This window comes from Coleofasciculus sp. G1-WW12-02 (assembly GCF_040219735.1).
Classification (GTDB): domain Bacteria; phylum Cyanobacteriota; class Cyanobacteriia; order Cyanobacteriales; family Coleofasciculaceae; genus Coleofasciculus.
The window spans coordinates 21951-34599 of the sequence record NZ_JAVJRX010000124.1; the positions used below are offsets into that span (position 1 = coordinate 21951).

Sequence of the window (12649 nt, forward strand, 5' to 3'; positions counted from 1 at the left end):
AATGCAGAGGTTCGTAGTAAGGGATGCGAGCCCTTAATCTTGTTGGCTTTCCTGCGTCAACCCAACCTACAACCTATTATAGGTTCTATCTATCATTGTAGAGATTTTGCATACAACGTCTTTCAAATCCCATTTTATATATAAAATGACTGAAGACTATAAAATCAGAAACCCCAGCATTACCCTGTATCCCTTCCATCTCCGCGATGACTTCGACGAAGGCTTTCAAACCGTTGCCAAAAACGCCAAAGACTTATGGGAAACTCTAGCCGATAATATTGGCAGAACCTTCAACATTCCCGAACTCCAATCCCTCCGCAACCACCTCGTTTGCTACCAAAATGGACAATATCATCCCAGTGGTGAAGATAAACAGCAAGATTACCAAGAACTCCTCACCTCACCCCAAAAAACTCTAAAATTTCAGCCGACTTCCCAACCGGATACCCTCAAACTTAACGGTTCAATCTATCCCTTACGGATTCACGATACCTACACGGCTGACTTAACCTTATATGCTCCAACTTCAACAATCCCCATTAGTCAACTCCAACACTTAAATCCCCAAGGTTGCTTACTTCCCAACACCCTAAAAACCTCTCTCGGACAAACCTTATTACTCTATGCCGAACCCGTCTATTATCACGATTACCGTAGCCTTGCTGATGCCTGTATTCAAGCATTCTGGAACAATACTCCTCAACCTGCACCCAAATTCATCGCTGAAGGGCAGCTTTTAGGTAGTCCAATTTTTGAATATGATCATCGAAAACTAAATCCAGCCCAACGGTGTCATATCCTAGTCTGGTTAAAGCGTCATTCCGACACCTTAAACTTAGCCACATCAACATTTAACTATTACCTGATAAATTTACTCTGTTCTCGCGCAAAAATGCGCTTTGCCTTTGCCAAATCTAGAGAATGGTATCATGAAGGACAACGTCTAACCAGTGATATTGAAAAAGAAATTCCTCAATTCACACAAATAGAACATGAGCCAGATGCAGAGATTCGGCTCACCCAACTCAAACAATTACTTGCTCGCCTCCGAACCAAAGTATTTGATTACACGGGTTGCTTACGTTCCTTACGCGAATGCCGCAATAGCCTAACAATTAATACCGACAACTATAGAGAAACCTTAGCCGAGATCAAAAAATTAACGTTAGCTGACGATAACCTAGATTTTTTAGACAAATTCCTCAACTTAGCCGAACATGACTATCAGCAGCAAATCCAAGCCGATTTAAATTATCTATTTCCCAGTCAGGACTTATTCCAACACATGATTGCCACTATCCGAGGTATGGTAGAGATTGAACAAATCGAAAGTGATAGACAGTGGCAAGCTACTGAAAATGAGCAAAGTCGCCAATTGCAAGAAGCCTTAGCCCGACAGGAAGCCGCCCAAAGAGAACAAAAATGCCAAGAGCAAGAACACGCCAAACAGCAAGAAGATAGGGAGAAAAAACGGGAAAAGCGGCTGCAAGATATTATCTTTGGTGTAGGTACAGCGATTGGTGCTGGGGGAATCTTTGGTTCCAGCTATCCCCTCACCCAAGATATTCCCATCCAATGGCGTCCCGATTTTTCGTTACCCATACATCCGTTTATCTGGTCAATTTTCTGGAGTATTATTTTCGGTATCGCTATTGGTTTGTTCGCTTGGTTATTCCTGATAATGATTAGAAAGTTACTCAAACCGTAATTTGTATTATACGGCAACAGATTTTATAATAGATCGAGCGGATGAGCATCAATGTGGGGTTTTGAACCTCAACCTAAGTAACCTAACTGTATAGCCTATTAGAACTATGGTATTGGATGAATTTACCCAATTAACGGCGAAACAGGAAAAATGTCCTTCTGAATTACCCAAAGCATTGCAAGCGTTGTGGTATGACAAAAGAGGGGATTGGCACAGGGCGCATGACATCGTGCAGAATGCCAGCGATAGTGATAGTGCATGGGTTCATGCTTATCTTCACCGCGAAGAAGGTGACTTAAGCAACGCCCGTTATTGGTACAGACGCAGTGGACAGTTACAATTTAACGGTGAATTGAATCAAGAATGGGAGTTTATCGCGTCTAATTTGTTGGATAAAGTCAACGCTTAAACTAAATTTTAGGGGCGGGTTTAGGGACTAAATTCAGATATTTACCGATAACGGAACAACAAAACCCGCCCTGATTCAGGTTTGTAGTAAGGGCTTTAGCCTAAAACCTGTTGGGTTTCCTTCGTCAACCCAACCTACAACTCGCTCTAATTCCTGTTCGTAGTAAGGGCTAAAGCCCTTGATTCTGTTAAATCTCTTTCATCAACCCACGATGGTGGGTAACACAGCAAAAATAGGGCAATAGATTTGACCATTGAATCGGGCGCACGTCGGTGCGCCCCTACGGTTTCTGGGCGTAAGCTTTGCCATACCACAACAACCTATTCTCCCAAAAACTGAGACTTTATATCCTCCAATTCCCGCTCAATTTGACTTTGGGTTTTTTGAGTATTAGCAGAACCTTTAGTCGGCGGTGTCGATTTTTGCGGCGTACTTTTAGATGTCGGCGGCTGCAAAAACTCAGATTTTAAATCCGCTAATTCTTTATCTAAACCTTTCCCATAGTGAGGCGGATTGGGCTGAGACTTAATTGGCGCTGAAGCCGGAGGAGATGCAGGCTTTGCCGGTTTAACCTTAGCCACAGGGATTTGAGACTGTAAATCCTTAAGTATCTCCGCCACAGATTGGTAGCGCTGATTCGTCGCATTGACTAACATCTTATCTAAAATTTTAGCCACGCGATCGCTCACTGGATTTTTCAACCCTTGTCGCCATACCCAAACCCCCTGATTGACATCAAACAAGTCGAAGGGATGGATTCCCGTTAGCAGATGGATACACGTCACACCCAGACTATAGATATCACTAGCAAACACCGCTTTGCCGATACTTTGTTCTGGCGCAACATACCCCACCGAACCAATAACCGTCCCGGTTCTCGCTAACGCTGTACCTGTCGCCACTTTCGATGCACCAAAATCTACCAAAAATAGTTGCTTATCCCGATTTCGACGAATAATATTTTCCGGTTTAATATCGCGGTGAATCACATGATGCTGGTGAACAAATTGTAAAACAGGTAACAAATTATTCAACAGATCACAAATTTGGGCTTCTGTAAATGCGCCTTTCCTTGCCAACTCCTGGGCTAAATCTTCGCCCTCAATAAACTCTTGCACCAAATATTGATGGCTATCTTGGGAAAAATACGCCAACAGTTCTGGAATCTGGGGATGTTTACCCAACTCATCTAATCGTACTGCTTCTTGAGTAAATAACTGCGCTGCTTTTTGTACCGTACTGGTTCCCTGCGCTTGGGGGAAAAACTGCTTAATCACACAAGGGGGATGAGACGGTTTATCCTCATCCACCGCTAAAAACGTGCGCCCAAAACCCCCTTGTCCCAAGGGTTTAACCGTTCGATAACGTTCCTTGAGGCGTACTTTTGACCCACAGGTAAGGCAAAATTTGGTTCCGGCGGGATTTTTGGGGTTGGTACAGTTAGGATTGAGACAGTAACTCATGGGGGTAGTTGGCAATTCAGCGTTTATCTCTATTTTGCCTCTAAATGAGGAGTAGTTTTTTTACTCTTATCCTTTTACCCTATTATCCTATTACTTTGTTCCGTCTCAACTTAATTTCTTTTAGGATGCTACGATTTCTTGTCTGAGTACATACTTTCCCGGCTCACAGCATAATCTGATAACAGGGGTGAATGGTACTCATGACTTACAGCCCACAAATAAAAGGCTTGTGCCAATTCTTCTGGACTTGCTGTTTCATATAAAGGAAGCTGCACCTGTTGGAGTTGGACTAAGCGCTTAAGAATTGCATCCAAGTAGGGTTTAATCCCCTCTGGACTTTTTGTGGTTAACAGTGGACTCGGCAGTTCGTGCTTACCCAGTCAGGGTCATGTAGATAGGTTGGGGTGGGAAGTTTTGAGAAACCGGGTTTCTGCGCTAAATTTGGGTAAGGAGACAAAGATTGTCCTAGAAGCCCCCCGAACATCGCACGATAATCAAGTTAATCTGTATGGAGTTCTCGCCATGAGTTTATCCCTTACGCCAGAAATTGAACAACGGATTGCCCATCAATTAAATCGGGGACGCTACCAGTCGGCGGATGAAGTGATATTAGCCGCCTTGGAACTATTAGATAAAAGAGAACAATATTTAGCCGAACTCCGCCAGAAAATCGAAATCGGGGAAAGCCAAATTCAACAAGGAAAGGTTACAGATGGAGAACTTGTATTTAATCGCCTGCTGAACCGTTTACAGCAACAGACTGAGGATTCCTAATGGGGACTTATTCATTCTCTGATGCTGCTCTAGCTGACTTAGACGAGATTTGTGCATCCATGTCGGAAATAAACCCAAACTTGGCGATTCGATTTTTTGAAAAAGTCCGAGATAAGTGCCGTCAGTTTGCTCAATTCCCCAACATGGGCAAAACGTACAGTTCAATCAAAGCAAATCTCCGAGGTTTTATTGTGGAAAATTACATCATATTTTACTTTCCCCGACCTGACGGGATAGATATTGCTCGCATCATTAATGGGTATCGAGACTTAGAATCATTGAATATCTGAAATTATCAGGACATTCAATTTAAAGGAGCGTTCGTTTACTAAACACTGTGGTTAAATGACTGAAATTGTTCCTGAGTAATCCGCCCCGCTTGATACAGGGTTTGGGTAATTTCCGAAATCGTTAACACGGAATGCGCCTGATAACCGTTGTCCCTCAATCTATCCTTCACTCCCCCTTCGTGATCAATAAATACGACAATATCCTGCACGTTTAATCCCCCTGTCTCCAACTTCGCCGCCCCTTCCATCACACTCTTACCACTAATCAAAATATCATCCACGACTACTACCGTTTCCCCTGGTTCAAAGTGACCTTCAATCACTCGTCGCGTCCCATGGGCTTTCACCTCTTTGCGGGGAAAAATCATGGGGTGATGCAGGCGCAGGGATAACCCGGTTGCGGTGGGTAATGACCCATAAGGAATCCCGGCAATCCGGTCAAAGGTTAAATTTTGCAGAATCTCTGAATAAGCACTCAGCATTTGATGGAAAACTTGGGGATTGGATATAACGTTCCGCAAATCAATATAGTAGGGAAAAACGGCTCCAGATGATTGGACAAATTCACCAAATAAAATGCAGCCAATGTCATAAAGTTGGAGGATTAAATCCTGATGCGGATGTTGTTCTAGAAAACAGACATCCGCCATCCATAGGTCACAAGCAGAACCCTGTTTAATCTTTTCTCCTCTTACCTGATTAATCTCCTCTCGCAGGGGTTGTATCGCGGCGGCGGGTTCTTCTGTGGCTAACATATCCTGGGGAACTGGAATTAATAAACCCTCACCATTGGCATTTAACCCAGCAGCTAAAATTTGGTTAAGTTCAGCGCCCCCCTCCGCCCAGATACTCCGGGCTAAAATTAAGCGTTCTGGGGCAATTGCCCGAATTTTTGCCAGTAGTTCTGGAGAGGTTGTGCCAACTTCTAGGGCTAAATCTTCGGGTGCGCCCCAGGTTTTGGCTTCCTTCACCACTTGCAGATAAAGCGGTGTTTGGGGTTGGGGATACTGCTGTATGGCAACAGCCGCCGGATTGGAGGTGCAGCAGAGAATAAAGACGGCTTTACCAGGATAAATTAAAAAGGGTGCAACGTGGTCTTGTCCAGAATAAGGACTCAGCGTAACGGCATCAACCCGCCATTGAGTAAAAATGGTCTTTGCAAAAACAGTGCTAGTGTTTAGGTCTCCATGTTTAGCATCTAAAATAACCGGGATGGAGTCAGGAACCGCCGCGAGTGTCTGTTCTAATAAGTTTAGTCCCGATGCGCCCAACGCCTTGTAAAAGCCAAATGTGGGTTTATACGCACAGACTAAATCCGCCGTTTGCTCGATAATGAAGTGGAGCCAATCCCTTAACCCATCAATGGGATCACCTGAGTGTCCTCCGGTAGAGTAACGTCTGGGCATCATTTCTGGGTTGGGATCGAGTCCGACTACCAGTAAACTTTGATGTTGTGCGATCGCGGCATTAAGTTTCAAGAAAAAGCTCATTGGGCTTTGCCTTTGGCAGGTAAGGAATAGGTCTCAATTACATACTCCAACAACCCCTCACAAGCATCAAGGAGTAAATCAATCACTTGGTTAAATCCCTCTGGACCCCCGTAGTATGGATCAGGAACGTCTCGTATCCGATGACGAGTGGCAAAATCACACATTAATCGCACCTTATCCCGATACTTCCCCGTAGCATCCAGGAACAGAATATCGCGTAAATTCTCCCGATCCATCGCCAAAATCAGGTCAAACGCTTCAAAGTCAGAGACTTGAAACTGTCGGGCTTTGCCCTTGAGGATGATTCCCCGTTCGCTGGCGGCTAGAGTCATGCGTTCATCGGGAGGAGAACCAATATGATAATCACCTGTCCCCGCCGAATCGCAGACAATGCTCTCCTGAAGTTCCGCTTGTTCAATTAAGTGATTCATAATGTTCTCGGCGGAGGGAGAACGGCAAATATTACCAAGGCAGACAAAGAGTAGTGTGCAGGGCATAGGTATAATGGATAGTTCTGTACAAAATTGGATGTTTAACCCGCGATCAGCAGTGACTATCACGTTTTAATGTCGGTCATATAGCCGCATCCGTGTTAAGTTTAGCAACGCAGCCGCCCGATTCTGTGATGATTTGAGGAAAATTATTTGATGTTCAAGTCGCGCCGCCGTCGCACCTACCGTAAGCGCCGCAGTCCCTTGCCGTTGCTCGCGATCGTTTTGGCGATTCCGATCGCCTTGATTCTCTTAGAATTGTCCACTCGGCTGTTGGTTGGTGTCATGGGCAAAAGCGCTGAGTTAGCTGCCTATGAGGGTGAACCAGCGATTGTGAATGTTTACCGCCTCAAGTTTTTGAATGACACGAACAAGCCTTATGATGGTTTATCCGAACAAGGGCGACTTGCCGCCCACCGTAGTCTTGGTGTAGGCTATCAGCTTGTTGGCGACCAAACCAGCAATTTTTGGCAGATTAATCCCCAAGGATTCCGCGACACTGAACCTGTTCCCTTAGCCAAACCCAACACTGAATTTCGGATTTTTTTGCTGGGAGGATCGACGGCGTTTGGTCAATGGAATCCCAGTAATCAAGCCACCATCGCTGCTCAACTGGAAGCGCGTCTCAATGAACGGGTTGCCCAACAGCAGCGTTCTCCGGAGAAATATCGACCAACAGACTTGCCCTTCTATAAACCAGATTTAGAAAAGGCGTTGGCATTACCTCCTAAGATTAAAGGCGGTCAATATCGGGTGATTAATGCGGCTGTACCGGGGTATGCATCGGGGAATGAATTGGCTCAGTTAGCGTTGCAGATTTTGCCCTATCAACCTGACGCGATCATTGTTTTGGATGGATACATGGACTTGCTCCTACCGAGCGATCGCATGGCAACGGATATTCCCCATATTGAATCCTTTCTTAGTAATGCCTCTGGGCATTTTTGGACGCACCTCAGCCAAGAGTTAACCTCTGTGGTGACCAACACCTATCTTGTCAGAGCCATCCAATACTGGCTAGTACGTCCCCAACCCTCGGTGAGTCGGCTGAGTTTAGCGGCGTTGAATGGTACAACCCACCTAGCCAACTATCTTCCCGCTGACTCAGAGGAACTACAAGAACGAGTTACCCGTTATCGCGATCGCCACAAGCAAATGATTCGCTTAGCAACTGGGGCATCCGTTCCCTTAATTATCGCCATACAACCAGAAATTACCGGTCGCGGTAACCAACAAATCTCACTCACAGAGAAGGAAATTTTGCTTGAATTAGGAGTCGTCTACCAACAACGCATCCAAGAGGGCTATGCCGCTTTAGCCCAATCGCTACAGCAGCTTCAGAACTGGTATCCCCAAAATGTGAAAACCCTAAACTTCTACGAAGTTTATCGCAATTTTTCAGATCGGGCGTTTTGGGATGCCATTCATTTGACCGAGGAAGCCAACCGAGTCATATCTGAGAGCTTATACCAAACGTTGAGTGCTTCACCCAAGCTGCAAGTACCTCCGTCTCGACCTATACCTTAATCTGAAGGATTGGAAGGAAAATATTAAAATTAACCATAGAAGCACTAAGACGAATAGCACTGAAATAAGCAATTTTAGATCACCCAAACCTTTGATATTCCGTAGGGTGGGCATTGCCCACCCTCATGCCAGTCAGTACCATTAGTAACTCAATTGAGGAGACAGATGAAATGACAATGGCTGATAGGTAAAAAATCATAAAAATTGAGGAGTTTTGTAAAGTTTATGTAAAAATCATCAATGAGACATTTTGTCAATTCCTAAAAATTGGTTAGTTGACTAAAACCTGGAGTAAGGAGATTAGTGAAAATCAATCCAACTATATTAAGTTCTGTAAATATATTTCAAACCCTTACATAAGACATAAGACAATCCCCAGGGTTAACTGTAATTTTTCCCACGTACTTATCCCTCCATTGTGGCATAAAGACCATTGTCTTGTCGGGTTAGCCAATCAACTCCGCAAGAGTAGATTCACAGATGTATAGATGCTGCCAAAGTCTGTCGGCTTGCCTCACAATAGGAATAGGATAGCAGCAATCACGACAGGGACTCTACTATGACTAGGGGTGAACACATAAAGCAACGGTGGGAGCAATGGCGCTCACATCTGCTACCTCAAAAACCTCGAATCTCGTATCTGGGTGCATGTATTTTAACACTATTCAGTTGCCTAGTCATCTACACGGTATCTGGTTCAGCTCAATCTCCAGTGGCGCCAGTTTCATCGTCACTGGTAGAAATCACTCAGGGATGGCAATATCATTGGGGTGATTTTTCTCAACATCAGACAAGCATTTCAGAATGGAATCAAAACCAGACATCTCCTGAACAATGGCAGTCATTTCAGTTTCCCGGAAAAATCCAAAAACCAAGCCATGAAAATGTCCAGATTCTGTGGTTGCGTGTTCTTTTACCCGCTGGAGAATGGCACTCTCCGACTCTCTATTTGGGCGCTGTACCTTATATATTAGATGTATACTTAGAGGATCAAAATCTCTATAGTCAATGGTCACTCAATGCTGCTAATCAAGCTATACTGACAGACTATAAATTACCCCTCGTTAAACTTGAGTCAGAATTCCAGAATCAAACTCTCTTGTTTCGGGTGTATGTCGGAGAAAATGCTTCAATTTATATCGGCTTATTTGATCGCGTTTTTCTGGGTGATCATAATGCTGTAATTAAACGCTTTTTCCAGCAGCAAACGGACTCAGTACTCGGTATTATATTTTTTGTGTTAGGAGTAATTATCCTCGGATTGTCCTTGAGTCGCCCCGAAAAAAAATCATACTTTTACTTTGGAATCTTGACGGCGATGATAGGTAGTTACACCCTATCACGGTCTTTTTTTATTCCTGTATTTATCACTTATCTAGAAGTACTGCGTTTCTGGGAATATACATCATTTTATCTGATTCCTGTGAGTGGTTGCCTCTTCTTTCAAGAAATGTTTAAGATGAGATGCCAGTCTATTATTCGTCATCTTTGGAAACTTCATCTTGCTTATGCCGTGGCGGCGTTTACTTTAGTCATCACTCACACCTTTTCTTGGACTCAAACAGTCACTTTGGCTCAATTTTTCTTTTTAGCCAGTGCGATAATTATTTTAACCAAGGCGGTGCAAATTTCTTTGACGGGTAACGTTGAAGCTAAACTCTTTACATTGGGGTTTAGTATGCTTACCCTATCTGCCATTAATGATATTTTGATTTATCGCCTAGAGTGGGTGAACTGGTATCAAAAACTTTATCCTTGGGGAACGTTAATTTTCATTCTCACTTTAGGGGTTATGTTAGAGCGTCAATTTATCCAAGCGCGTAACCTGCTACAAAACTATGCCATAGAGTTAGAAGCTAAAAATACTGCATTACGACAACTGGATCAGCTTAAAGATGAATTTTTAGCCAATACGTCTCATGAACTCAAAACCCCACTCAATGGGATTATTGGCATTGCGGAATCTTTGATTGATGGAGCGACGGGAACCCTATCTGATGCGACTCAGTTTAACTTGTCTCTCATTGTGTCAAGCGGTAGGCGATTGCACCAGCTTGTTAATGATTTACTCGATTTATCCCAACTCAAACACCATAACCTGCACCTGAATATAAAACCCATCGGAATTCGAGAAGTTACCCTTGTTGTCTTAACCATTTCTCAACCTTTGGTGGGTAATAAACCGGTCGAGTTAGTCAATAGCATTAATCCAGAGATTCTCCCTGTTGATGCTGATGAAAACCGTGTGCAGCAGATTTTATACAACTTGGTGAGTAATGCGATTAAGTTTACGGAACAGGGAACAATTGAAGTCTCAGCAGCGCCACTCAATGACATGCTGGAAATTCATGTGATTGATACGGGAATTGGTATTCCACCCGACAAAATTGATCGCATTTTTGAATCCTTTGAACAAGCCGATGGCTCAATTGCTCGCCACTATGGGGGAACGGGATTGGGTTTGGCAATTACGAAACAATTGGTTGAACTTCACGGCGGTATAATAAAGGTTGAGTCTACGGTGGGAGTGGGGTCACGATTTACATTTACTCTGCCTTTATCTCAGAGTAAGGCTGAGAATCAACCTTCCTTAAAACTGTCTAAGGTTCAAGATTATACGCCGCGAACGGTTAGCCCTGATCGTATTCTCATCGCTCAAGATGCGGTTATTACCCCAGAGGGGACATTCCACATTTTAATTGTGGATGATGAACCCACAAATCTTCAGGTAATTGTCAATCATCTGTCGTTGCAAAATTATGCGATTACTCAAGCTTCTAGTGCCTTGGAAGCGTTAGAGTTGATTCGCTTAGGGTTCAAACCGGATCTGATTTTGCTAGATATAATGATGCCGCAAATGACGGGGTATGAACTGTGTAAAAAACTGCGGGAACAATTTCTTCCCAATGAACTGCCGATTGTCTTGTTAACGGCGAAAAATCAGATTTCTGATTTAGTAGAGGGGTTTGCGGTTGGCGCGAATGACTATTTAACTAAGCCTGTGTTAAAGAATGAACTTTTAGCCCGAATTAAAACCCATCTTCGTTTAGCCAAAATCAATGCGGCTTACGGAAGGTTTGTCCCTTATGAATTTCTGCAATTTTTGGAACGAGAAAGTATTGTGGATGTGCAATTAGGGGATCAGGTGCAAAAAGAAATGTCTATTTTATTTGCCGATATTCGTTCGTTTACCAGTTTGTCGGAACAATTATCACCGAAAGCAAATTTTGACTTTCTGAATTCGTATTTGGGTCGTGTGGGTCCTGTGATTCGCCATTATCGTGGGTTTATTGATAAATATATTGGCGATGCGGTGATGGCATTATTTCCGCAGATACCTGATGATGCACTACAGGCAGCAATTGAGATGCAAAAACAAGTGGGTTTGTATAATGTTCATCGTCAAACCTGTGGGTATGAACCGATTGCGATTGGAATTGGTTTGCATACAGGGAGTTTAATGTTGGGAACGGTGGGAGAGTCTCAGCGAATGGATACGACAGTGATTGCGGATGCGGTAAATTTGGCATCGCGTTTGGAGGGGTTAACTAAGGTTTTTGGGGTGGATATTTTAATTAGCGAAGAAACGTTAAATAGTTTGACAAATGCTCACCATTATAGTTATCGTTTCTTGGGTCGAGTGACGGTGAAAGGAAAACGCCAACCTATCGCTATCTTTGAAGTGTTTGATAGTAACTCGCCGCCGCTGATTGAACTGAAGCGACAAACTCGGAGGGAGTTTGAACGGGGTGTGCATCTGTATGTGGAGAAACAGTTTGCCCAGGCGCAGCAGGTTTTTACTCAACTGTGGCAATGGGATGATCGCGATCGCGTGGTTCAATTTTATCAGGAGCGTTGTCAGCAAGCTGAGCGATCGGGAGTATCTGAGGTGGATATTATTATTCGTTAAGTGTTAGATAATAACCAATACCTGGCGGGGGGCGACCCAATAGAATTAATCACTGGGCGGTGTGAATTGTGTGCGGCGGGTAGCCCCTGCACCTTTCCATAGATCCCTAACCTGTTTTTGGAAAGCCTAGGGTAATTTCTGGGGATTTGCGGTTTTCAATTGTCTAAGACAGAAAATATCATTGAGGTATACAGCATTACATTTCAAGAGCTGGAGAGTTTTGCTTCAGCCAAAACATAGGGGGGTGAATCTATGAAAGTTACTATCGGCTCACAAGCCACAATTAATGTTTGTTCGACAATACACTGTCCTTTTTTCGAGAGTCAATGTTCTGCGTCTGGGAGTTGTTTGAGGTATTACGAATCCTGTCACTGTCATCTAGCCAGTGTGTTTGCCTTTGATTCGGATGGACATTGGTTGTTTGCCGCCAATGAACATGAACTGCGTCATAAAAATCCTTCGTTGTGGGAAACCCTGTGTCTTTAGACCAGGGAGGAACACGCGGTAGCGGTTTAAGAAGCATACCCCTTTCGGGGTGGAGGGGTATGGTTGCCCCTCCGGTTTTCACCCATTTCTGGGGTAAAGTT

Annotated in this window: 11 protein-coding genes; 7 read left to right on the top strand and 4 right to left on the bottom strand. The window is 43.9% G+C overall.

The genetic code is table 11. The features are described from left to right. The first annotated feature begins 145 nt into the window (after positions 1 to 145). Together RID09_RS20560 and RID09_RS20565 are read left to right on the top strand one after the other, a co-directional pair. Complete coding sequence (locus RID09_RS20560; RefSeq protein WP_446337779.1) at positions 146 to 1708, top strand: hypothetical protein; 1563 nt, start codon at positions 146 to 148, stop codon at positions 1706 to 1708. 106 nt (positions 1709 to 1814) lie between these two features. Further along, entirely contained in the window at positions 1815 to 2117 is a 303-nt protein-coding gene (locus RID09_RS20565; protein ID WP_446337780.1) for a hypothetical protein, read from the top strand. A 320-nt stretch (positions 2118 to 2437) separates the two neighbouring features. Here the strand turns inward: RID09_RS20565 and RID09_RS20570 are convergent, their stop codons facing one another. Next, positions 2438 to 3580: a protein kinase domain-containing protein gene (locus tag RID09_RS20570; RefSeq protein WP_446337781.1), complete on the bottom strand. Its 1143-nt coding sequence runs from the start codon at positions 3578 to 3580 to the stop codon at positions 2438 to 2440. A 128-nt stretch (positions 3581 to 3708) separates the two neighbouring features. Beyond that, positions 3709 to 3894, bottom strand: a complete 186-nt coding sequence (locus RID09_RS20575; RefSeq protein WP_446337782.1) for a hypothetical protein — start codon at positions 3892 to 3894, stop codon at positions 3709 to 3711. 28 nt (positions 3895 to 3922) lie between these two features. Here RID09_RS20575 and RID09_RS20580 point away from each other — a divergent pair, with 28 nt between their 5' ends. Both RID09_RS20580 and RID09_RS20585 read left to right on the top strand, forming a co-directional pair. Beyond that, a complete protein-coding gene (locus tag RID09_RS20580; RefSeq protein WP_446337783.1) occupies positions 3923 to 4354 on the top strand; it encodes a type II toxin-antitoxin system ParD family antitoxin in 432 nt (143 codons plus the stop codon). Further along, positions 4354 to 4644, top strand: coding sequence for a type II toxin-antitoxin system RelE/ParE family toxin (locus RID09_RS20585; RefSeq protein ID WP_446337784.1), 291 nt, complete (start codon positions 4354 to 4356; stop codon positions 4642 to 4644). The genes RID09_RS20580 and RID09_RS20585 overlap by 1 nt, the downstream gene beginning before the upstream one ends. A 38-nt stretch (positions 4645 to 4682) precedes the next feature. On the opposite strand, the gene RID09_RS20590 is transcribed toward RID09_RS20585, so the two are convergent. Next, positions 4683 to 6134, bottom strand: a complete 1452-nt coding sequence (locus tag RID09_RS20590; protein WP_446337785.1) for a bifunctional orotidine-5'-phosphate decarboxylase/orotate phosphoribosyltransferase — start codon at positions 6132 to 6134, stop codon at positions 4683 to 4685. Further along, a complete protein-coding gene (locus RID09_RS20595) occupies positions 6131 to 6631 on the bottom strand; it encodes a low molecular weight protein-tyrosine-phosphatase (protein WP_446337786.1) in 501 nt (166 codons plus the stop codon). The genes RID09_RS20590 and RID09_RS20595 overlap by 4 nt, the downstream gene beginning before the upstream one ends. Before the next feature lie 150 nt (positions 6632 to 6781). Between RID09_RS20595 and RID09_RS20600 the strand changes: the two genes are divergently transcribed. From RID09_RS20600 to RID09_RS20610, 3 genes are all read left to right on the top strand, one after another. Beyond that, a complete protein-coding gene (locus RID09_RS20600) occupies positions 6782 to 8152 on the top strand; it encodes an SGNH/GDSL hydrolase family protein (protein WP_446337787.1) in 1371 nt (456 codons plus the stop codon). Positions 8153 to 8711: 559 nt separating this feature from the next. Beyond that, positions 8712 to 12062, top strand: a complete 3351-nt coding sequence (locus RID09_RS20605) for an ATP-binding protein (protein WP_446337788.1) — start codon at positions 8712 to 8714, stop codon at positions 12060 to 12062. A gap of 252 nt (positions 12063 to 12314) precedes the next feature. Further along, positions 12315 to 12548 carry a hypothetical protein gene (locus RID09_RS20610; RefSeq protein WP_446337789.1) on the top strand — a complete coding sequence of 78 codons (234 nt, stop codon included), beginning with the start codon at positions 12315 to 12317 and terminating at the stop codon, positions 12546 to 12548. The last annotated feature ends 101 nt before the right edge of the window (positions 12549 to 12649 follow it).

Bases quoted from the DNA above. Each gene is read 5' to 3' on its own strand.
- RID09_RS20585 (WP_446337784.1), top strand. From the start codon at position 4,354: ATGGGGACTTATTCATTCTCTGATGCTGCTCTAGCTGACTTAGACGAG.
- RID09_RS20610 (WP_446337789.1), top strand. From the start codon at position 12,315: ATGAAAGTTACTATCGGCTCACAAGCCACAATTAATGTTTGTTCGACA.
- RID09_RS20570 (WP_446337781.1), bottom strand. From the start codon at position 3,580: ATGAGTTACTGTCTCAATCCTAACTGTACCAACCCCAAAAATCCCGCC.
- RID09_RS20595 (WP_446337786.1), bottom strand. From the start codon at position 6,631: ATGCCCTGCACACTACTCTTTGTCTGCCTTGGTAATATTTGCCGTTCT.
- RID09_RS20600 (WP_446337787.1), top strand. From the start codon at position 6,782: ATGTTCAAGTCGCGCCGCCGTCGCACCTACCGTAAGCGCCGCAGTCCC.
- RID09_RS20605 (WP_446337788.1), top strand. From the start codon at position 8,712: ATGACTAGGGGTGAACACATAAAGCAACGGTGGGAGCAATGGCGCTCA.
- RID09_RS20565 (WP_446337780.1), top strand. From the start codon at position 1,815: ATGGTATTGGATGAATTTACCCAATTAACGGCGAAACAGGAAAAATGT.
- RID09_RS20560 (WP_446337779.1), top strand. From the start codon at position 146: ATGACTGAAGACTATAAAATCAGAAACCCCAGCATTACCCTGTATCCC.
- RID09_RS20590 (WP_446337785.1), bottom strand. From the start codon at position 6,134: ATGAGCTTTTTCTTGAAACTTAATGCCGCGATCGCACAACATCAAAGT.